Annotated in this window: 16 protein-coding genes; 6 read left to right on the forward strand and 10 right to left on the reverse strand. The window is 72.7% G+C overall.

Annotated elements, in window-relative coordinates:
• Positions 1 to 81: 81 nt before the first annotated feature.
• Positions 82 to 2,055: an N-acetylmuramoyl-L-alanine amidase gene (locus tag ACZ4SW_RS10050; protein ID WP_468240408.1), complete on the forward strand. Its 1,974-nt coding sequence runs from the start codon at positions 82 to 84 to the stop codon at positions 2,053 to 2,055.
• Positions 2,056 to 2,117: 62 nt separating this feature from the next.
• On the opposite strand, the gene ACZ4SW_RS10055 is transcribed toward ACZ4SW_RS10050, so the two are convergent.
• The 8 genes from ACZ4SW_RS10055 to ACZ4SW_RS10090 form a co-directional block, all read right to left on the reverse strand.
• Positions 2,118 to 2,615, reverse strand: coding sequence for a hypothetical protein (locus tag ACZ4SW_RS10055; RefSeq protein ID WP_103844891.1), 498 nt, complete (start codon positions 2,613 to 2,615; stop codon positions 2,118 to 2,120).
• Positions 2,616 to 2,789: 174 nt separating this feature from the next.
• Positions 2,790 to 3,194: a nuclear transport factor 2 family protein gene (locus ACZ4SW_RS10060; protein WP_468240410.1), complete on the reverse strand. Its 405-nt coding sequence runs from the start codon at positions 3,192 to 3,194 to the stop codon at positions 2,790 to 2,792.
• A gap of 63 nt (positions 3,195 to 3,257) precedes the next feature.
• Complete coding sequence (locus ACZ4SW_RS10065; RefSeq protein ID WP_468240413.1) at positions 3,258 to 4,166, reverse strand: universal stress protein; 909 nt, start codon at positions 4,164 to 4,166, stop codon at positions 3,258 to 3,260.
• Positions 4,167 to 4,301: 135 nt separating this feature from the next.
• Entirely contained in the window at positions 4,302 to 4,544 is a 243-nt protein-coding gene (locus tag ACZ4SW_RS10070; protein WP_190176663.1) for a DUF397 domain-containing protein, read from the reverse strand.
• Between the two features lie 83 nt (positions 4,545 to 4,627).
• A complete protein-coding gene (locus ACZ4SW_RS10075) occupies positions 4,628 to 5,794 on the reverse strand; it encodes a thiolase domain-containing protein (protein WP_468240416.1) in 1,167 nt (388 codons plus the stop codon).
• Entirely contained in the window at positions 5,791 to 6,840 is a 1,050-nt protein-coding gene (locus ACZ4SW_RS10080) for a thiolase domain-containing protein (protein ID WP_468240419.1), read from the reverse strand. Before ACZ4SW_RS10080 ends, ACZ4SW_RS10075 begins: the two co-directional genes overlap by 4 nt.
• On the reverse strand, positions 6,837 to 7,778 hold the full coding sequence (locus tag ACZ4SW_RS10085) for a Zn-ribbon domain-containing OB-fold protein (protein WP_468240421.1): 942 nt from the start codon (positions 7,776 to 7,778) through the stop codon (positions 6,837 to 6,839). The genes ACZ4SW_RS10080 and ACZ4SW_RS10085 overlap by 4 nt, the downstream gene beginning before the upstream one ends.
• Before the next feature lie 22 nt (positions 7,779 to 7,800).
• Positions 7,801 to 8,601 carry a crotonase/enoyl-CoA hydratase family protein gene (locus tag ACZ4SW_RS10090; RefSeq protein ID WP_468240423.1) on the reverse strand — a complete coding sequence of 267 codons (801 nt, stop codon included), beginning with the start codon at positions 8,599 to 8,601 and terminating at the stop codon, positions 7,801 to 7,803.
• 186 nt (positions 8,602 to 8,787) lie between these two features.
• On the opposite strand from ACZ4SW_RS10090, the gene ACZ4SW_RS10095 reads away from it, so the two are divergent.
• Entirely contained in the window at positions 8,788 to 10,419 is a 1,632-nt protein-coding gene (locus ACZ4SW_RS10095; RefSeq protein WP_468240426.1) for an acyl-CoA synthetase, read from the forward strand.
• A 58-nt stretch (positions 10,420 to 10,477) separates the two neighbouring features.
• Here ACZ4SW_RS10095 and ACZ4SW_RS10100 read toward each other — a convergent pair whose 3' ends face one another.
• Positions 10,478 to 11,875, reverse strand: a complete 1,398-nt coding sequence (locus tag ACZ4SW_RS10100) for a DHA2 family efflux MFS transporter permease subunit (protein WP_468240428.1) — start codon at positions 11,873 to 11,875, stop codon at positions 10,478 to 10,480.
• Between the two features lie 170 nt (positions 11,876 to 12,045).
• On the reverse strand, positions 12,046 to 13,074 hold the full coding sequence (locus ACZ4SW_RS10105; RefSeq protein WP_468240430.1) for a GAF domain-containing protein: 1,029 nt from the start codon (positions 13,072 to 13,074) through the stop codon (positions 12,046 to 12,048).
• An 823-nt stretch (positions 13,075 to 13,897) separates the two neighbouring features.
• Here ACZ4SW_RS10105 and ACZ4SW_RS10110 point away from each other — a divergent pair.
• The 4 genes from ACZ4SW_RS10110 (at position 13,898) to ACZ4SW_RS10125 (ending at position 21,660) form a co-directional block, all read left to right on the forward strand.
• Positions 13,898 to 15,874 (forward strand): beta-ketoacyl synthase N-terminal-like domain-containing protein, encoded by a 1,977-nt coding sequence (locus ACZ4SW_RS10110; protein WP_468240433.1) that lies wholly within the window; start codon positions 13,898 to 13,900, stop codon positions 15,872 to 15,874.
• Entirely contained in the window at positions 15,871 to 17,409 is a 1,539-nt protein-coding gene (locus tag ACZ4SW_RS10115; RefSeq protein ID WP_468240436.1) for an amino acid adenylation domain-containing protein, read from the forward strand. The genes ACZ4SW_RS10110 and ACZ4SW_RS10115 overlap by 4 nt, the downstream gene beginning before the upstream one ends.
• Positions 17,410 to 17,476: 67 nt before the next feature.
• Positions 17,477 to 18,661 carry an FAD-dependent oxidoreductase gene (locus tag ACZ4SW_RS10120; protein WP_468240438.1) on the forward strand — a complete coding sequence of 395 codons (1,185 nt, stop codon included), beginning with the start codon at positions 17,477 to 17,479 and terminating at the stop codon, positions 18,659 to 18,661.
• 239 nt (positions 18,662 to 18,900) lie between these two features.
• Positions 18,901 to 21,660, forward strand: a complete 2,760-nt coding sequence (locus tag ACZ4SW_RS10125; RefSeq protein WP_468240441.1) for a sensor histidine kinase — start codon at positions 18,901 to 18,903, stop codon at positions 21,658 to 21,660.
• The last annotated feature ends 3 nt before the right edge of the window (positions 21,661 to 21,663 follow it).

A 21,663-nucleotide genomic window follows, 5' to 3' on the forward strand; every position in this document is an offset into this window, starting at 1 on the left:
ACGGGACGTCGGTGACCGGGTACCACTGACGGACGTTCGGCCCGCACTCCCCACAGCGCCCGACCGTCCCAGGAGGCTGCCTTGCGAAAATCCGCCGCCGACCCCCACGCCCCCGCCGGGCACAGACGCACCTTCAGGACCGCGGGCGCCGTCGCCTCGGCGGCGCTGCTGTTGCCCCTGCTGGGCGCCGCCCCGGCACCCCGGCACCACACCCCCGCCGGGCTGCGGAGCGCGTTCGCCGCCGCGTCCGCCCGGTACCACGTGCCGCAGAGCGTGCTCCTCGGCGTCTCCTACCTCCAGTCCCGCTGGGACACGCACTCGGGCGCGCCGAGCGTCGCGGGCGGCTACGGCCCCATGCACCTGACCGATGCCCGTACCGCGATCGCCACCGAGGCCGTCCACCGCAGCGAGGGCATGGACGACGCGCGCGGCGACCAGGCGCGTCCCGCCCTGCGGCCCACCACGAAGGTGCCCGCGGACGCGCAGCTGCCGGCCCGGCTGAAGACGCTGGTCCGGGCCGCCGCGCTCACCGGTCTGCCGGCCGAGCGGCTGCGCACCGACCCGGCGGCGAACATCGCGGGCGGGGCCGCCCTGCTCGCCGCCGCACAGAAACAGCTCGGCGAGCCACTGAGCGCCGACCCCGCCGACTGGTACGCGGCGGTGGCGGAGTTCTCCGGCGCCGACGACACCGCCACGGCGGCCGCGTACGCGAACGACGTCTTCGCGGTGCTGCGCGAGGGCGAGCAGCGCACCACGGACACCGGTGAGAGCGTGCGGCTCGCCGCACAGCCGGGCCTGGCGCCCGACACCGCCCGACTGGGGCGCGCCGGGCTGCGCGCGGCCGACGCGGACGGGACCGAGTGCCCGAGGAGCGTGTCCTGCGCGTGGGTCCCGGCGCCGTACGCGCAGTTCGGGGACGACGACTACGGCAACCACGACCTGGGGGACCGGCCGGTCTCGCAGCGCATCAGGTACATCGTCATCCATGACACGGAAGGCCGGTGGGACGGCGTCCTGAAGCTGGTCCAGGACCCGACCTATGTGTCGTGGAACTACACCGTGCGCTCGACGGACGGACTGATCGCCCAGCATGTGAAGGCGAAGGACGTGGCCTGGCACGCGGGCAACTGGTACGTCAACGCCGCGTCGGTCGGCATCGAGCACGAGGGCTTCCTCACCTCTCCGGACGCCTGGTACACGGAGGCCATGTACCGGTCGTCGGCACGACTGGTGAAGTACCTGGCCGGGAAGTACGGCATCCCGCTGGACCGTCAGCACATCCTCGGCCATGACAACGTTCCGGGCCCGACGACGTCGTACATCCCGGGGATGCACACCGATCCCGGCCCGTACTGGGACTGGCGGCACTACTTCGAGCTGCTCGGCAGGCCGTTGCACGCCACGGCCGGGCCGAGGGGCGGGCTGGTGACGATCCTCCCGGACTACGCCGCGAACCAGCCGCGGTACACGGGCTGCACCGCGGCGGGCGAGGCGTGCCCGGCGCACGGCTCCAGCGAGGTCCGACTGTACAGCGCGCCGGACGAGTCCGCGCCGCTGATCAAGGACATCGGCCTGCACCCCCGGGGCGACGACTCGACGACCGACGTGAACGACGTCGGCTCCCGGGCCTCCACGGGCCAGCGGTACGCGGTGGCGGACCGGGACGGGGAGTGGACGGCGATCTGGTACCTGGGCCAGAAGGCCTGGTTCAGGAACCCGGACGAGCAGCCGACGGCGGTGAACGCGTCCGGGTGGGTGGTGACGCCCGGGGACGGTCTCACGGACATCCCGGTGTACGGCCGCGCGTACCCCGAGAAGGAGGCCTATCCGGAGGGGGTGCCCGTGCAGTCGGTCTCGCCGCTGCCGTACCGGCTCCCGGCGGGCCAGCGGTATGCGATCGGCGGCGTGGTGCCCGGTGAGTACTTCTACTCGACCACGTTCACCGCGGACTCGCACCGGGTGGTGGTCGGCAAGGACCTGTACTACGAGATCCAGTTCGGCCATCGCGTGGCGTTCGTCCGGGCGGCGGACGTGCGGGTGCTGCCGTCGGCGTAGTAAGCACGCGACGGAGGGCCGGGACCACGGGCGGTCCCGGCCCTCCGATCCGTCCGGGGGTGTCAGCCCTGCTGGAACAGCTCCGCGGGGAGGGGCTTCAGCAGTGCGTACAGATCGTCGGTGATGGGGCGGTCCCAGGCGGCGATGGTCACCAGGACGCCGTCGCTGCGGTCGAACTGGACGCAGGAGATCCGGCCCTCGGAGAGCTTGAGGCGGCGCACGATGAGCAGGTTGTCGCCCTGCATCACCGGGATGTCCTCGCTGCCGACGACGGTGACCTCCTCGTCGTTCTCCAGCGCGAGCAGGAGCTGGGCCACCTCGAAGGGGACCTCGCCCTCGGCGACGTCCCGGGCCGGAGAGCCCTCCGGCAGATTGCCGATGATCATCGCGGGGCCGCGACCGCCGAAGAGGTCGTAGCGCAGGAAGACGCCCTGGCAACTGCCGTCGGGCGCGGGCAGCAGGCCGGCACCGAGATTGCCCGGCCAGTCCCCCGGATCCATGGCCAGTACGTCGAAATCGGGCCCGGCGGGAGTGGCACTGCGGCGGCGGAGGAAGGACATGCCGCAATGGTACGTGCCCGGCCGTGAAACCGGGTCCGCCCCCCGGCGAAGCCGATCACGCTCGGCGGAGCGTGATCCGACCATGTCCGCCGTACATGAACGATCATGCCGGCAGCGCACGAACCGATCGCGTCCGGCGCGCATGAGCCGATCACCTCCGGTGCGCAGAACCGATCATGCTCCGCCGAGCGGGACGCGACGCGGGATCACCCGGCGCCGGCTGATCCGCCAGCCGTCCCGCCCGCGGACGACCGTGTCGTCGTAGGTCACGCTGCCGCAGGTGCCGTCCGTACGGATCCCGAGGCCCTTGGACAGGGCGTGCACCCGCCCGGGGCCGATCTCGGTCAGGACGACGTTGGTGATGTGGTGCGCGACCGGGTTCGCCGCGCCGAGGGCGAGGGACGCCTCCCGGACGGCGGCGATGCCGGTCAGCGGCTCCTGGCCGAAGCCGGTGACGTCGTAGACGACGTCCTCGGTGAACAGCTCGTCGAGCCGGTCCAGCTCACCGGCATCGAACAGGTGCCCGTGCAGGGACAGCAGCTCGGTGACGGCCGTCCGGTCGTCGGCGTTCAGTGCCATGGTCGTCCACCTCCGGGCGTGATCATGCCATCAGGGCCGGGGTGGGCGCGGCGTGTTCGTGCATCATCCGGCGGCCTCGACGGCGGGCGGGACCACCGCAACGGGACTCGCCGCGTGGAGCAGGACCGCCTGGGTCACCGAGCCGAGCATGCGGGCCGGGGCGAGGAGGCGGCGGCGGTGGCGGCCCACCACGACCAGTTCGGCGCCCGGGGACGCCGCGACGAGGTGGCCTGCCGCGCCGCCGGGTGGCGTGGAGAGGTCGACCGGCACGTCCGGGTGCCGGTCGTGGTGGGGGGCCAGGAGGCCCGCGGCCAGGGTCCGGATCTCGTCCTCGACGGCGTCCTCGTCGACGGCCGGGGGCATGAGTTCGCCGGGCGCCGGCCAGATCTCCAGCGGGGGCCAGGGATGCGTGGCGATCACGTGCAGCCGGGCGTCGCGGCGGGCCGCCTCCGCGAACGCGAAGGCGAGGGTGGCCTCGGCGGGGCTGTCCACGTGCAGGCCGACGACCACGCGTGGGCCGGGCGCGGCGGGCGGCCCTTCGTGCACCTCGCGGCCCGGCCGCGGCACCACGACCACCGGGCAGGCGGTGTCGCGTGCGGCGGCCAGGCTCGTGGAGCCGAGCAGCAGGCTCGCGAAGCCGCCGCGGCCCCGGCTGCCGAGCACCATGAGCTGGGCGTGGGCGCCGAGTTCGGGCAGCACGGTGGCCGGGGAGCCGTCCACCGCCAGGTGATCGGTGACCGGGCGGTCGGTCCTGTCGTCCAGACGCGCCCTGGCCTCCGCGAGCACCGGGTCCTCCGTGGGCGCCGGGGGTCCGGCGACCAGGGCGCCGGGCTGCGCCCAGGGTCCGTACTGCCGCACATGGACCACCCGCAGTGGCGCCTCGCGCAGCCGTGCGGCGGTCAGCGCCCAGTCCAGGGCGCGCAGACTGTCGTCCGATCCGTCGACGGCCGCGATGACCGGCTCGGTGCTCATGGAATCCTCGCCTCCGGGACGCGGCTGTGGTTCCCCGGGGATCAGCCTGACGCAGCGGGCGGCCCGGGGCGGGTTCACCGGCGGCGTGTCCGGAGATTCGGCGGCGGGCTGGGGACCGATGGCGAGGACTCAGGCTCAGGTGAGGTCGAACTCCCCCTCCCGCGCACCCGACACGAACGCGCCCCACTCCGCGGGGGTGAAGATGAGGGAAGGGCTCTCGGGGCGGCCGCTGTTGCGCATCGCGATGAAGCCCTCCACGAAGGCGATCTGGACATCCCCGAGCCCTCGGCTGCTGGACTGCCACTCGGCGTTGCTGAGGTCCAGCTCCGGCTTGTCCCAGCCCGCGAGCGGGTGCTGCTGGATGGTGCTCTCGGCCACGTCCGTGCTCCTCCCGGTTCGTCGTCCGCGGCCAGCCTAGCGATCGCATCGCACGGCCGACAGGGCACGTGAGGGGGATGCCTTCAGGAGCTGGGCGGCCGGTCGCCGACCAGCCACATGGAGAAGAACTGCGACCCGCCGCCGTAGGCGTGCCCGAGTACCCGGCGGGCCCCGTCCACCTGGTGTTCCCCGGCCTGCCCGCGCACCTGGAGCGCCGCCTCGGCGAAGCGGATCATGCCGGAGGCGCCGATGGGGTTGGTGGAGAGCACCCCGCCCGACATGTTGACGGGAAGGTCTCCGTCGAGTTCGGTCACCCCGGACTCGGTGAGTTTCCAGCCCTCGCCCTCCTCGGCGAAACCGAGGTTCTCCAGCCACATCGGTTCGTACCAGGAGAACGGCACGTAGATCTCCGCCGCGTCGATGTCCCGGCGCGGGTCGGTGATCCCGGCCTGCCGGTAGACGTCGGCGGCGCAGTCCTTGCCGGCCCGGGGGGACACGAAGTCCTTGCCCGCGAAGAGGGTCGGCTCGCTGCGCATCGCGCCGCCGAGCACCCAGGCGGGCGGCCGGGGCGAACGGGCCGCCCCCGCACGGTCGGTGAGCACCATGGCGCAGGCCCCGTCGGAGGAGGGACACGTCTCGGAGTAGCGGATGGGGTCCCAGAGCATGGGCGAGGACTGCACCTTCTCCAGGGTGATGTCGTGTTCGTGCAGATGCGCGTACGGGTTCTTGAGCGCGTTGCGCCGGTCCTTGTATGCGACCAGCGAGCCCACGGTGTCGGGCGCTCCGCTGCGCCGCATGTAGGCGCGTACGTGCGGCGCGAAGAAGCCGCCCGCGCCGGCCAGCAGCGGCTGCTGGAAGGGGATCGGGAGCGACAGGCCCCACATGGCGTTGGACTCGGACTGTTTCTCGAAGGCCAGGGTCAGCACGGTGCGGTGGACCCGGGCGGCGACGAGGTTGGCGGCGACGAGCGCGGTGGAACCGCCGACCGAGCCGGCCGTGTGCACCCGCAGCATGGGCTTGCCGACGGCGCCGAGGGCGTCGGCCAGGTACAGCTCCGGCATCATCACGCCCTCGAAGAAGTCGGGCGCCTTCCCGATGACGACGGCCTCGATGTCGGCCCAGGTCGACTCGGCGTCCTCCAGGGCGCGTGCGGCGGCCTCGCGCACCAGGCCCGCGATCGACACGTCCCGGCGCGCCGCCACGTGCTTGGTCTGGCCGATCCCGACGACGGCCACGGGCTCCTTGCTCATCGCGGATCCCCTTCGAGTACGGCGACCAGATTCTGTTGCAGACACGGCCCGGAGGTGGCGTGGGCCAGGGCGCGGTCGGACTCCCCGCGGTGGATGCGGGCGGCGGCCTCGCCGATGCGGACGAGCCCGGCGGCCATGACCGGGTGGGCGGCGAGGGCGCCCCCGGAAGGATTGACGGTGACGTCGTCGCCGAGACGGAGCGCCTGGCGCAGGATCACCTCCTGGGAGGTGAAGGGCGCGTGCAACTCGGCGGTGTCGACGGGCCGTTCGAAGGCGCCGGCCTTCTCGGCGGCGAGCCGCGTGGACGGCGAGTCCGTCAGGTCGCGCGTCCCGAGCCCGTGGGCCTCGATGCGGTGGTCGATGCCCCGGATCCAGGCGGGCCGTGCGCACAGCTCCCGGGCCCGCTCCCCCGCCGCGAGGATCACGGCCGCGGCTCCGTCCCCGATCGGCGGGCAGTCCCCGGTGCGCAACGGCCGTACGAGGTAGTCCCCCTGGGGTGCGGGACCCCTGAGCTGGGCATGGGGGTTGGCGCTCGCCGCCGCACGGTTGCGGGCGGCGATCCCGGCCAGCGCCGGCTCGTCGGTCCGGCCCGCGTCGATGAGCGCCTGTGCCTGGAGGGCGGCCAGGGCCACGGAGTCGGGCCACAGGGGGGCGACGTAGTAGGGGTCGAGCTGCCGGGTCAGCACGTCCCGTACGGAGCCGGGTGAGGACTTGCCGTAGGAATAGACGAGCGCGGTGTCGGCGTCGCCGGTGAGCAGCTTGGTCCACGCCTCGTACAGCGCCCAGGCGCCGTCCATCTCGACGTGCGACTCGGAGATCGGCGGCCAGGCGCCCACCCCGTCCAGGGCGAGGGTGAAGGAGAAGGCGCGGCCGGCCAGGTAGTCGCTGGAACCGGAGCAGGTGAAGCCGATGTCCGCGGTCTTCAGGCCGGTGCGTTCCAGGACCCGGTGCAGGACCGGCATGAGCATCTCCACCTCGGAGAGCTCCTCGCTGGTGCGCCGGTGGGTGGTCTGGGCGAAGGCGACGACGGCGATCTCGCGGGTCACAGCAGCTCCTTGAACGCGTCGTAGTCGGCGTCGGGTTCGCCGGTCGGCCGGTAGTGGTCGGGGTAGCGCGCCCCTTCGGTCCACACCGGCTCGACCCGCAGGCCCATGCGCACCTGGTCGTAGGGGATGCCGCCGATGCGGCCGTGCAGGGCGAGGTCGGCGCCGTCCAGGGCGATGTGCGCGTAGACGTACGGCACCTCGATGTCGAGGTTCTTCGCCTTGATGTTGACGATGCAGAAGGTGGTGACGGTGCCGCGGGGGCCCACTTCGACCTGTTCGTGGGTGGCGACCCCGCAGGTGGGACACGCGCCCCTCGGCGGGACGTACACCTTGCGGCAGGACGGGCAGCGCTCCCCGACGGTCCGCCGGCCGGAGAGGGCGGCGATGTAGGCGGACTGGGCGCGGCCGGGCGAGTAGGTGTAGTCGAGGCGTGCGTGGGCGACGATGCCGGTGACCGGTTCCGCGAACTCACCGGCGTGAACGGCGACTTCGGTGTCCTCACCGTCGTACGGCTCGAAGCAGGCGATGTCGGTGATGGCACCGGAGCGTTCCTCGGCCCAGCGGATCCGGACCCGCATGCCCGTGTGCACGGCGTCGGGGCCGGGGGCGTCGAGGGCGTGCAGCAGGGCGGTGTCGGCGCCGTCGAGCTTGACCAGGACCCAGGCGAAGGGGGTGGTGAGGGGCTGACCGCGGCGGGGTTCGTGGTTCCAGGCCCAGGTGGTGACCGTGCCGGTGGAGGCCACGTGGACGAGGTCGCGGATGTCCTCGGCGGTCACGGGGTCGTACTCGACGGGTGGGACGAGCGTGCGTCCGTCACCGGTCCGCACCCCCAGGACGACGCGTTCGCGCAGGCCGGTGAGGAAGGCGCTCTGGACGGGGCCGAGGGAGCGGGTGAAGGGGAACTCGACGACGAGGGGGGCTTTGAGGACTTCCGGCATCCTTGCGGACTCCTTCGGTGGGTCAGGCGCGCTTGTAGACGGGCGGGCGTTTCTCCGCGAAGGCGCGGGCGCCTTCCCTGGCGTCCGCGGTGTCGAAGACCGGCCAGCCGCGCTTGAGTTCGGCGGCGAGCCCGTCGGTCTCCGTCATCTCGGCGGTCTCGTACACGGACGCCTTGACGGCCTCGACGGCCAGCGGCCCGCAGCCGTTGATCTGTTCGGCGATCTCCAGGGCCTTGGCGAGGGCGGTGCCGTCGGGCACGACATGGCCGACGAGTCCGACGGCGGCGGCCTCGCGCGCGGCGTAGGCGCGCCCGGTGAGCAGCATTTCCAGGGCGTGGGTGCGCGGGATCTGCCGCTGGAGGCGGACCGTGGAGCCGCCGATCGGGAACAGTCCGCGCCGGACCTCGAAGAGGCCGAAGGTCGCGGACTCGGCGGCCACCCGGATGTCGGTGCCCTGGAGGATCTCGGTGCCGCCCGCCACGCAGGGCCCCTCGACGGCGGCGATCACCGGTTTGCGGGGGCGGTGGTGGCGCAGCATCGCCTTCCAGTGCAGGTCCGGGTCGGCGTTCAGCCGCTCGCGGTACCGCTGCCCTTCCATGCCCCGGCCGGCGAGGGCCTTGAGATCCATTCCGGCGCAGAAGGAGCCGCCGGCGCCGGTGAGCACGATCGAGCGGACGGTGTCGTCCTCGTCGGCCTCGACCCATCCGTCGTAGAGCCCCACCAGCATCGGCAACGAGAGCGCGTTCCTGGCCTCCGGCCGGTTGAGCGTGAGCACCAGTGTGGCGCCTTCGCGCTGCACGGTGAGGTGTTCGGTGCCACCCATCGGTTCCTCCCGTCTGCAGAACGAGAACAGGTTGCAGGAGGGGTGGAACAAGGACAAGAGTTTTCTGACACCTAGTCAGATTTCTTGGCCCGGGACCCTTCACAGTTGCGCCGGGCTTTGCTCTGATGACCGCGAACCGTCGGATGCGTCCTTCTTCGCCGTGCGGGGCCGAGGTCAGGAGGAGCGGTGGAGTACAACCTTGCCGACCTGTTCGAGTCGGTCGTCGACGTGGCCGCGGACCGCGAGGCGCTCGTGTACGTCGACCACCCCGGCACGGGTGCGGAGCGCCGTCTCACCTACGCGGAGCTGGACCGGGCGGCCAACCGCATCGGACACCACCTGCTGGACGCGGGGATACGCCCGGGGGAGCACCTGGGGCTGCATCTGTACAACGGCGTCGAGTACCTGCAGACGGTGCTGGGCTGCCTCAAGGCCCGGATCGTGCCGGTCAACGTCAACTACCGCTATGTGGCAGAGGAGTTGCTGTACCTCTACCGGGACGCGGACCTGGTGGCGCTGGTCTTCGACGCGGAGTTCACCGACCGGGTCGCGGCGGCGCTGCCGGGGGCGGGGAAGCTGCGGCACCTGGTGCGGGTGGGGACTCCCGCACCGGACGCGGCCGCGCTGTCCGCGGTGGACTTCGCCGACGCCGAGGCCGGCGGGTCGTCCGGGCGGGGCTTCCCGGCCCGCTCGGGCGACGACCAGTTCATCATCTACACCGGCGGCACGACCGGCATGCCGAAGGGTGTGATGTGGCGGCAGGAGGACCTGTTCTTCTCCGGCCTGGGCGGCGGCGCCCCGACCGGCGAGCCGGTCGGGAAGCCGGAGGAACTGGCCGAGCGGGTCGCGGCCGGCGGCGAGGGCATCACCTTCTTCCCCACTCCCCCGCTGATGCACGGCACGTCGACCCTCACCGCGTTCATCGGGTTCCACTTCGGCCAGCGGGTCGTATTGCATCGCAAGTTCGTGCCGGAAGAGGTGCTGCGCACGATCGCGAAGGAGAGGGTCACCAGCGTGTCGCTGGTGGGCGACGCGATGTTGCGACCGCTGATCGACGCGCTGAGCGGGCCGATGAAGGGCACCGACTGCTCGTCCCTGTTCAGCGTGTCGTCGTCCGGGGCGATCATGTCGGAGACCGTGCGCGCGCAGTTCCAGGCACTCGTCCCGAACGCCGTGCTGCTCAACAACTTCGGCTCCTCGGAGTCCGGCTTCAACGGCACCGCGACCCCCGACTCCGGCCCGGACCGGGGCTTCCGCATCCGGGTCAACTCCCGGACCGCGGTCGTGGACCCGGTCACCCACGAGCCCGTGACGGCCGGCGAGGTGGGCCGCATCGCGCAGCGCGGCCACGTACCGCTCGGGTACTACAACGACCCGGCGAAAACGGCGGAGACGTTCTTCGAGAAGGACGGCGAACGCTGGGTGCTGCTCGGCGACATGGCGACGGTCGACGAGGAGGGAGTCGTCACCGTCCTGGGGCGTGGCTCGCAGTGCATCAACACCGGCGGCGAGAAGGTGTACCCGGAGGAGGTCGAACAGGCGCTCAAGTCGCATCCGGACGTGTACGACGCGCTGGTGGCCGGGGTGCCGGACGCGACCTGGGGCAACCATGTGGCGGCCGTCGTACAGGTGCGCCGGGGCGCGGCCCGTCCCTCCCTGGAGGACATCCAGGCCCACTGCCGGACACGGCTCGCGGGCTACAAGATCCCGCGCCGGCTCGTCGTCACGGACGTCATCCGGCGCTCGCCCAGCGGCAAGGCCGACTACCGCTGGGCCAGGGAGGTGGCGATGACGGCCGACGGCTCTGCCGCCGGGTGACGGGGCCCCGTGCGGCATCGCGCCGGTCGGCGGCCCGGGCTCCTCGTCACCGGGCCCCTCACCGGGACGCGGCGGCCGGGGCCCGGACGAAGCGTGCCGAGAGGATCGCCGCCATGACGAACCCCGCCGCGGCCACCACGGCCGACCGGTGCAGTCCCGTCGCCAGGTGTCCGGCGACCAGGGTGCCGAACAGGGCGATGCCCACCGCGCTGCCGGTCTGACGGGAGGTGTTCAGCAGGGCGGAGGCGGCCCCGCCGCGTTCGGCGGGTGCGGCCTCCATGGCGGCCGCGGTGGCGGCGGGCATCGTGTACGCGGTGCCGAAGCCGACGGCGGCCATGGGCAGCACCAGCAGAACGTAGGGGGTGCGGGGCCCGGCGGCCAGCCAGCCGAGCAGGCCCGCCGCGCCTGTCAGCATCCCCGTCACCATCGGCACCCGCGGCCCGGTCCGGGCGATCACCCGTCCGGCCACCGCGGAGCCGAGGGCCACCAGGCACACGGCGGGCAGCAACACGACCCCGGTCCGCAGCGCGCTGTAGTGCCGCACCCGCTCGAAGTACAGCGGGGCCAGGAACAGCAGTCCGTAGAAACCCATGTTGAACAGGCCGCCCACACCGACGGAGGCGGACAGCTCACGGCTCCGGAAGAGGGACAACGGCAGCATCGGCGCCCGGGAGCGCGCCTCCAGCACCAGGAACGCGCCGAACCCGAGGGCGCACACCGCCCAGGCCGCGAGGACCGTGCCGTCGCTCCAGCCGCGCTCTCCGGACTCGATGAGCGCGCCGATCAGGGCCGCCAGGCCCACCATGCCCGCGCTCTGGGCCGGCAGGTCGAGACCACGCCGGCGCAGAGGGCTCGGCGGCTGGTGCGGGACGCACCGCAGGGTCAGGACCGCCGAGAGGACCGCCACCGGCAGGTTCAGCAGGAAGACCGAGCGCCAGCCGAGACCGGCGGTGAGGACACCGCCGAGCACCGGGCCCGCTCCGGCGCCCAGGCCCGCCACGGCGCCCCAGACGCCGAACGCCCGCGCCCGGGCGGCCCGGTCCTCGTACAGGGTGTTCAGCACGGACAGGGACGCGGGCACCAGCATGGCCGCACCCACACCTTGCGCCAGGCGGGCGGCGACGAGCAGCCCGGCGGAGGGCGCCGCGGCGCAGCCCGCCGAGCCGAGGGTGAACGCGGCGAGACCGCCGAGGAAGACCCGCCTGCCGCCCATCCGGTCGGCGAGGCCCCCGCTGAACGGCAGCAGCCCGGCGAAGACCAGCGTGTAGCCGTCGGCCACCCACTGGAGTCCGGTGACCGACGCCCCCAGGGAGTCACCGATCACCGGGAGCGCGACGGTCACCACGGTGGCGTCCAGGATCACCATGAAGTACCCGAGGCAGACGGCGAGCAGGGCGAGCCCCTGCAGGCGAGCGCGGGTACCGGCGGTGCCGGAGCCCGAGTGCGTCGTAGCCATGTTCCCAGTGTGACGCCGGAACCGTTCGGTGCCGGCCGAACCGTTCTCGACGGGACACGCCTGGGCCGTGCTCATGGCCGGCCGTGGCTTCCGCCACGTCGGCGTCCGCAACGACGTCAGGGCTCGGGCAGTTCAGGAACCCGAGCCCTGAGCGACCGCGCAAAGGGTGGTCAGGTGCGGTAGCCGGCGCTCTCCCGGGGGTCCGGCATCGCGCCCAGCCGCTCGAAGCGTTCCTGCACGTTGGCCGCGAAGGCCTGCTGCTCGGAGCCCGGGTAGGCCTGTCCGGAGCTGGTCATGGCCACCGTCAGGACCCCGCTGATCGGTGCGCCGGGCGACGTGCGCACCGGTGTGCACAGGAAGGTGAACTCCTGCGGCCGTGGATCGTCGTACGTGGTGAGGGAGACCTGGGACAGCGTGGTGGGCCGGCCGGTGCGGTAGGCGTCGTCCATCGCGTTGAAGACGCCCATGGCCTCCAGGCCCGGCAGCACCATCCGGCCCGGGCTGAACTGCGGGACCATGCCGAAGGCGGCGCCCTGCTTGCCGTTGGCGTAGCGCAGCAGGTGGTTGGGGCCCTCGGTGAGCATGATGGGGAAGGGGGCGCCGTCGAAGACGGCGAACAGCTCCTGCTGCTGGGCCAGCAGACTGTCGCGCAGTTTGAAGTCGGACAGCAGGGTCTGGGTGAGTTCCTGCATGCCCTCGCGCAGGCCACGGTCCCAGGCACGGGGCTTGAAGTCGGCGACGCACACGGTGCCCAGGATCATTCCCGTGTTGTCGCGCAGCGGGGTGCCGAGGTAGGAGCGCACGCCCAGGTCGTTGACGAGGGGGTTGCCCTTGAAGCGGGGGTAGTCGAAGACGTCGTCCAGGGCCAGTTGGGACCCCTGGGCCACCACATGCGGGCAGAAGCCGTAGTCGCCGGGGGCCTCCCGGGAGAGGTTGCTCAGGTCGAAGGGGATCCCGCCGCCGTCGGGGTTCACCTTGTCGTCGGGCGAAGCGGTGGGCACGTACATGCCGCGGAACATCTGCCGCTCGTCGTTGATGAAGTTGACCATGGCCAGAGGTGACTGGGTGAAACTGGCCGCCAGCCGCGCGACACGGTCGAACGTGGCCTCCGCCTCGACGGTGTTGAGGCCGAGAACCTGCAGTCTTAGCTTCCGCTGCTCACCCGCGAGCCGGGCCTGGTCAGAAGAGAGGGCATCCATGGGATCAGATGAAAGCAGAATCCCGGCTTCCGCGGATCGCCCCACCCGCTGTTTTCCGTATCACTTGACTCACGCACAACGCCTCTCGGGCGGACGGCACTTGATCCGGGTGCCTCGGCGAAGCGCGGGCTCACGCGGGAGCGCACAGATGCCCAAACTGGGATTCTGTCCAAATATTTCCAGGTTTCAACCTCCGGCGATCACTTCCCGCCATTCCTCGGGCGTCCATCGAGCGGAAACGATCCGCCATACGACAATCGTTGCGGCGGGCTGGTTTTCGACGTCGGCGCATTCTGTCCGAACTCCCCTCTGGCGGTCGAACTTTGGTTCGGATTTCTATGGGCTGTGACGGACGGGACATGTCGCCGCTGGTGCGGCCCGTGTGTAATGGGTTTGTGCGATGCACCTGCGAGAGAGGGCACGGCAGCGTGGGGCAAGTTGGGTGCGAGCTGCGAACCGCCCGTCATGGAAGCGAGTGCCGGCGCCGTTTCGGCCAGGGCGCGGAGCGCGGTTTCCCGCCAAGATCCATGCCGCTCCCGACGGCCCGCCGTCCCGCCCCGACGAGGGGGCGCCGACCTGCTCCAGCACCTCTCCCGCCCGACGAACGGGCCCCGGTACGACGGCGTACCGGGTCCCTGACCGGACCGTCCCTTCCGCCCGGGACCGGGGGCCTGGCGGTACAGCGGCGTGCCGGACGCCCCGTTGCGTCCACCGCGCCGCGCTCGGTAATGCCGTGATGCCGCCTCAGCACGCACAAGATCATGCGGCAAGGTCAACTGCGCCATCTCCTACGGACAGTGGCGAACATCGAAGGAGCAACGTCATGAACAGGTCGGACGCGGACGCCCGGGCGGTGGCGGTGATCGGCATGGCCTGCCGGCTTCCCGGCGCGTCGGGGGCCGACGCGCTGTGGGCCCTGTTGAGGGACGGTGCGGACGCCACCAGTGAGACTCCTCCGGAACGTTACGACGTGGACGCCCTGCACTCCCCCGCCCCCGGACCGGGCCGCATAGCCAGCCGCCGCGCGGGCTACGTGGACGGCATCGCCGACTTCGACGCCGGGTTCTTCGGGATGTCCGCCACCGAGGCGGTCGAACTCGACCCGCAGCAGCGGCTGTTGCTGATGACGTCCTGGGAGGCGCTGGAGGACGCGGGGCAGCGGCCCGACCTGCTGGCCGGCAGCCGCACCGGGGTGTTCGTGGGCAACGCCCGTGCGGACTACCTGGAGTTGGCCCTGCGCCAGGGTCCCGACGGCGCCACCGCCGCACAGCTGAACAACTTCCGTTCGCTGCTGCCCGCCCGGGTCTCCCACACCTTCGACTTCCGCGGCCCGAGCATCGTCGTGGACACCGCGTGCTCCTCGTCCCTGGTCGCCGTCCACCAGGCCGTGCAGAGCCTGCGCGCCCGGGAGATCCCGCTGGCCCTGGCCGCGGGCGTGAACCTCAAACTCCGCCCCGACGAAGGCCTGGTGATGACACAGGCCGGCGGCATGGCCGCCGACGGACGCAGCAAGTTCGGTGACGCGAGCGCCGACGGCCACGCCCCCAGCGACGCGGTCGCGGTCGTCGTCCTCAAGCGCCTCGCGGACGCGCTGGCCGACGGCGACCGCATCCGCGCCGTCATCCAGGGCAGCGCCGTCGGCAACGACGGCCGCACCAGCGACTCGGTGCTCAACCCCTCGCTCCAGGGCCAGATCGAGGTGCTGCGCTGGGCGTACGAGGACGCCGGGATCGACCCCGCGGACGTCGACTACGTCGAGGCGCACGGGTCCGGCTCCCCCTCCTTCGACCCCGTGGAACTGACCGCGCTGGGGCGCGTCCTGGGCGAGGGCCGCCCGGCCGGACGGCCCCTGCTCGTCGGCTCCGTCAAGACGAACATCGGGCACGCGGAGGCCGCCGGCGGCCTGGCCGGGCTGATCAAGGCGGTGCTCTGCCTGGAACACGGGCAGGTTCCCGCCAGCCTGCACCTGTCGGTGCCGAACCCGGAGGTGGCCTGGGACGAGCTGCCGCTCGTGGTGCCGAGCGGCCTCGTCGACCTGCCCGAGACGGGCCGCCCCGCCGTCGCCGGCGTCTCGGGGCAGGGCTCCTCGGCGCTCAACGCGCATGTGGTGATCCGCAGCCCCGCCCCCGGCGAGGCACCCGCCGCGCACCGCACCCCGCCAGCCCAGGCGCCCGCAGCCCGGGACGCGCGCCCCGCGCCGTACGTCCTGGTGCTCTCCGCGCGCAGCGCCGCCGCCCTGGAGGCGCTCGCCCGGTCGTACGCCGCCCACCTCTCTCCCGGCGGCGCGGGAGCGGCGTACTCGGTGCGGGACATCTGCTACAGCGCGGCCACCCGGCGGCAGCACCACGAGCACCGGATGGCGGTCGTCGGGGCCAGCCACGAGGAGCTGGTGGCCGCCCTGACCGGCTCGCCGGGGCTGGGCGGAAGACCGCTGTCCGCCGTCGCCGAGCGCTACCGGCGGGGCGAGGACGTCGACTGGGAGGCGGTGTTCGGGAGCCCGGGCCGCTTCGTCCCGCTGCCCACGTACCCGTGGCAGACCGAACGCTACTGGCCGGGCGAGGAGCACGACGACGACGGTGGCGACCTGGCCTCCTGGGTGCTGCGCGAGCACGCCCGCACCGGCTTCGACGACGCCTCCACGCTCACCGACATCGGCATCGACTCCCTGGCGAAGCTGCGGATCATCGTGGAGCTGACCAAGAGGTCCAGCCAGGAGGTCGACCCCGAGGAGTTCGGCAGGCTGCGCACCGTGGGCGAGCTGCGCCGGTGGACGCGCGACCTGGAGGCGGCCGCCCGATGAGCCACCCGGAGACCGCCTACGCCTGGTTCGCCCGCTCCGCCGACATCTACGGCGAGGACGCCGTCGCGCTGGAAGTGGACGAGGACCGGCTCAGCTACGCGGACCTGCGCGACCTGGCGGAACGGCTGGCCGCCCAGCTGGTGTCCGCGGCCGGCGGCACCCCGCCGCGCTGCGTGGGCCTGCTGGCGAGCCGTTCGGTGACCGCGTACGCCGGCTACCTCGCGATCCTGCGGGCCGGCGCGACCGTCGTCCCCCTCAACCCCGAGCACCCCTCGGCCCGCACGGCCGAGATCGTCAAGGTCGCCGAGGTGGAGGTCGTACTGGCCGACGCCGCCGGGGCGGGCACCGACCAGGGCGTGCCCGTCCTCACCGTGGGGCCCGACGAGCTGGCGGCCCTGGCCAGGGAGCCCGCGCCCGGACTGCCGTACCCGGCAGCGGGCCCCGACGACATCGCGTACATCATCTTCACGTCCGGGTCGACCGGCACCCCCAAGGGCGTGCCGATCCCGCACCGCAGCATCGCGGCCTACCTCGGCCAGGTCGCTCCGCGGTACGACATCGCACCCGGCAGCCGGCTCTCGCAGTCCTTCGAGCTGACCTTCGACGGCTCCGTGCACGACCTGTTCGTCGCCTGGGCGGGCGGCGGCACCCTCGTGGTACCGCGCCGCAGCCAGCTGCTGTCCCCGGTGAAGACCGTCAACTCCCTGCGCCTGACCCACTGGTTCTCGGTTCCGTCGCTGATCTCCTTCGCCTCCCGTCTCGGCACCCTGCGACCCGGCAGCATGCCCACCCTGCGGTGGAGCGTCTTCGGCGGGGAACCGCTGACCCTCGACGCGGCCCGTCAGTGGCGCACCGCGGCTCCCGGCAGCCGCCTGGAGGTGCTGTACGGGCCGACCGAACTCACCATCTCCTGCACGGCGTACCGGTTCCCGGACGACCCGGCGCAGTGGCCCGACACCCCGAACGGCACCGCTCCCATCGGCACCGGTTATCCGGTCCTCGACCTGCTGCTGATCGACGAGGACGGCCGTCCATCGGACAGCGGCGAGCTGTGCGTGCGCGGGCCGCTGCGGTTCCCCGGCTACCTGGACCCGGCCAACAACGCCGGGCGCTTCCTGGACCCGGAGGGACGGCCCGTCGGTGACGGGCCGCTCACCGACCGGCACTGGTACCGGACCGGGGACCGGGTCGCGATGCGGGACGGGCACCTGGTCCACCTCGGGCGCACCGACCACCAGGTGAAGATCCGCGGTCATCGGATCGAACTCGGGGAGATCGAGGCCATGCTGCGGCAGCAGCCGGCGGTACGCGACGCGGTCGTCCTCGCGGTGCCCGCGCCCGACGGCGAGCCCGAGCTGCATGCCGCGGTGAGCGGCGACGGCTGCACCTCCGACGGGCTGTTCGCGGCGCTGGGCGAGCGGCTGCCGCCGTACATGCTGCCCCGCCGGATCGCCGTCCTCGACCAACTGCCGCTGAACGCCAATGGCAAGATCGACCGGCGGGCCCTGCTCGACGACCTCGGACGCTCCCGCTGAACCACGCGTGTCCGGGTAACGGCACCACAACGCCCCCTTCCCCGACGTCTGTTGTGAGGCAACCCACATGTACGACGCCATCGTGGTTGGCGCCCGGTGCGCCGGTGCGCCCACCGCCATGCTGCTCGCCCGCGCGGGGTACCGGGTACTCCTGCTCGACAAGGCGCCCTCCGGCACGGACACCCTCTCCACCCACCTCATCCACCAGCCCGGGGTGGCGACGCTCGCCCGCTGGGGGCTGCTGGACGCGGTGCGCGCCTCGGGGTGCCCGCCCCTGGACCACGCGGTCTACGAGGTCGACGACATCCGCCTCGAAGGGTGCGCCCGGGGCGTGGAGGGACAGCGGGCGGGCTTCGCGCCGCGGCGCCACGTCCTGGACGCCCTTCTGGTGGAGGCGGCGGACGCGGCGGGTGTCGAGGTGCGCCACCACTGCCGGGTGACCGGACTGCTGCGCGACGGCGGCGGCCGGGTCGTGGGGGTGGAGGGGAGATCCGGGAGGCGTTCCTTCACCGAACGCGCACATCTGGTGGTCGGCGCGGACGGCATGCGCTCCACGGTCGCCCGCCTCGTGCAGTCGCCGTACACGGTGGAGGGCCCCCGGCTGACGTGCGCCTACTACACGTACTGGGCGGACGTCCCGACCGGCCTGGAGCTGTACGAGCGGCCGGGCGGCTGGGTGGCGGCCGTGGCCACCAACGACGCGGCGACGCTGGTCCTCGCCTACTTCCCGCAGTCCCGCTTCGAGGAGGTCCGCACCGACGCCCGACGGGCCTACCTGGAACAGATCCGCGCCACCGCGCCCGGCCTGTACGAGCGGCTGTCCGGCAAGGAGCCCCTGGAGCGGCTGCACGGCACGGGTGACCAGCGGAACTTCTTCCGGCAGGCGACCGGGCCCGGCTGGGTCCTGGTGGGCGACGCGGGGCACCACAAGGACTCCATCACCGCGCGCGGGATCAGCGACGCGTTCCTCCAGGCCGAAGCCCTGACACGCCGACTGGACGGCCGGCTCGGCGGCGATCCGGCCGGACTCGACGCCGCCCTGCGGGATTTCGCCGAAGAACGGGACGAAGTGCTCACTCCGGGCTACGAGTCCACCCTCGGCGTGGCCCAACTCACACCGCACGAACAGCGCTTGTCCCTGCTGCGCGCCGTACAGAGAGATCCGGAACTCACCGCGATCTACTTCGACATGGTGGCCGGAATCGAGACGGCGGAAGCCCTGTACACCCCGAAACTTCTCGCTCTGCTCTAATGTGTCCCCCCGCGTCCACCCGGACGGCGACAGCAGCGAAACCGGCGAACGGGCCTGTCAACTGGCGTATGAAAGCCGTTAGTTGCCTTAAGCGGAAGCTGACGCTGCTGCATGATCCTGATACGGTTCAGCCTGATCGCCGACTCCGATGACGGTGAGGTCAAGCCGCCGCGCCGGACCCGTCCGGCACTCGCACCGTCCCAACCGAACCAGTGCTTCGCTGCCGTACGAGGAATCAGATGCCAGGCACCCGCGACCGGCGGACGCGTCATCGGTCCGTCCCGCGCAGATCTCTCCGATTCTCGTTCGTCCTGCCCTTCGTCGTGCCCGCCGTCTGTCTCACCGGACTGTGGGGGTACACGGCGGCCGGTCTCGTCGACGAGCACATCCAGTTGCAGGCCGACGCGGACCACGACACGTCCGTCGCCCGGCCGGCCCAGACCGTGCTCACCGCGCTGCAGAACGAGCGCCGTCTGACCGCCGTCTGGCAGGCGGGCCGCACCGACGCCGCCCGCAGTGACCTCGAGGCCGCCCGCAAGAAGACCGACGCGGCCGTCACCGCCTACCGCGGGGCCTCGGGCCCGGACACCTCGGCGCTGCGGCGCCCGGCGAAGTCGCTCGACGACGCGCTGGCCGCGCTGTCCGGCCGCCGCGAGGCGATCGACGCCCGCAGCCTGTCCACCGCCGACGCCTTCCAGTACTTCACGGACACCATCGCCCAGGGCGTGTCGCTGGTGACCGCCGCCGTCCGCAGCGACAACGGGTCCCTCGCGCAGGGCGGCACCGCCACGGTCTCCCTGATGCAGATCACGGAGATGCTCTCGCGTCAGGACGCCCTGCTGTCCGGTGTGCTGCCCACCGGGCACATCCCGGCGACGACCCGCGCCCAGTTCGCGGAGTACCTGGCGCTCCAGCGGGAGTTCCGTGCGGGACTGACCGCCCGTGACCTGCCCGCCGGAGCGGCCGCCGGCTACACGCAGATCACCGGTGGCGCCCAGTGGGCGACGCTGGGGACGCTCGGTGACTCCGTGGCGGCCGCCCAGGGCACCACCCTGCCCTCGAGGACCTCGGCCTGGCCCGACACCGCGAGCGGTGTCCTCGGGGATCTTCAGTCGCTGGGTGCGGACTCGGTGCGGGGGCTCGCGGACGACGCCTCGCACCGGGCCGACGAGCTGCTGCTCGGCATGCTCCTGGGCACCGCCGCCACCCTGGCCGCACTGGCCGGGGGCGCGGTGCTCGCGCTGCGCGCCCGTCGCGCGACGCTCGGCAGGGTGTCCGAACTCGAGGCGCGGGCCGAGGAACTGTCCCGCGCGCTGCCCCAGTTGCTGGCCCGCATCGAGCGCGGCGAGCACGTGGACCCGGCCGTCCTCGGCGCGCAGGACCGCCAGGCCGGCGACGAGCTGGAGAGGCTGGCCGGGGCCATCGACCGGCTGGGCAGGGTCGCCGCGGACACCGCGATGCGACAGTCGCGGGGCCGGGAGGGCACCGAGAAGGTCTTCGCACAGCTCATCCGCCGCACCCAGATCCTGATCCACCGGCTGATCTCCCTCCTGGACGACCTGGAGCGCAAGCACGAGGACTCCGACCTGCTGAAGGACATCTTCAAGGTCGACCACCTCGCGACCCGTGTGCGGCGGCACGCGGAGAACCTGGTGATCCTCAGCGGTTCCCCGCCGAGCCGCCGGATGACCGCGCCGGTCTCCATCACCGACGTGATGCGCAGCGCGGTCGCGGAGACCGAGCAGTACACGCGCGTGAAGGTGAAGAACCTGCCCGCGGAGCGGCGCCTCGCCCTGGCGGGCCGGGCCGTCGCGGACGTCACGCACCTGCTCGCCGAGCTGATCGAGAACGGCACGAGCTTCTCCCCGCCGGACACCCAGGTGTTCGTGAGCGCCACGAAGGTGGCCAAGGGGCTGGCCATCCATGTCGAGGACCACGGACTCGGCATGCCGGCGGACAAGATGGCGTACGCCAACGAACTGCTCGCCCACCCGCCCAAGCTGGACATGACGTCCCTGGGCGAGGACCCGCGTCTCGGCCACTTCGTGGTCGCCCGGCTCGCCGAGCGGCACAAGATCAAGGTGGAGCTGCGCGACTCCGTCTACGGGGGCACGCTCGTCGTCGTCCTGCTGCCTTCGGAACTGTTGGAGGAGCTCCAGTCGCCGGTTCTCGACCAGCTCAGGTCGGCGGCCGCGGCGGCGGGCGGCGCCCTGGCGAGCGAACCCCGGGCGGAGGACAGGGCGCTCGCGGGCGCAGCCGTGGGAGCGGTCGGGAGCGTGATGGCGCCGGTGGGCGCCGGGGCGGACGTGCTCACGCACGCCCGCATCGCGGACCACAGCGGCTTTCCCGAGTACGGAGGTGCAGGTCTGTTGCCGCCCGTGTCGGAACACCCCGTACCGCCTGCCGGGCCGGACCCGTGGGCGTCGTCCCCGCAGGCACCGGCCCCCCGGGCGACGACGTCCGAGACGGCGTCCGACACCCGGTCCGGGTACGCCGGGCCGCCCGCCGACCACACCGGGCCGTCGGCCCCGTACTCGGGACCGCAGCAGGCCCGGCACTCCGGGCCGTCGGCCGGGTACGGCCGGCAGCAGCCCGGGACGCCGCCGGGACAGCACCGGTCGCAGGCCGGCCCCCCGTCGGGACAGGACCGGCCGCACGGCGGGCCCCCGCCCGGACGTGAACCCGGCGCGAGGCGCGTCGCGCCCGCCGGGCCGGCGCCAGCATCCGATGCGGCGCGACCGCTGACGACGCCCCCGGTGCTGCCGCAGCGGACCCGGGGGGCCAGCCTCGCGCAGCAACTGCGCAGGGAGGCAGCACAGACCCAGGGCCGGCCCGAGGGCGAGGGGGACAACGACGTCATCTCCCCGGAGGCGTCGGCGCGCGCGATGATCGCCATTCAGCAGGGGCTGAAGCGGGCCCGGATGTCCGACCCGGACGGGCCGGCCGGCGCGGACGGCCGGCCGCAGGATCCGAGGGACCCCGGTGCCAATCGACTGTGAGGG

This window comes from Streptomyces sp. NPDC028331 (assembly GCF_055565775.1).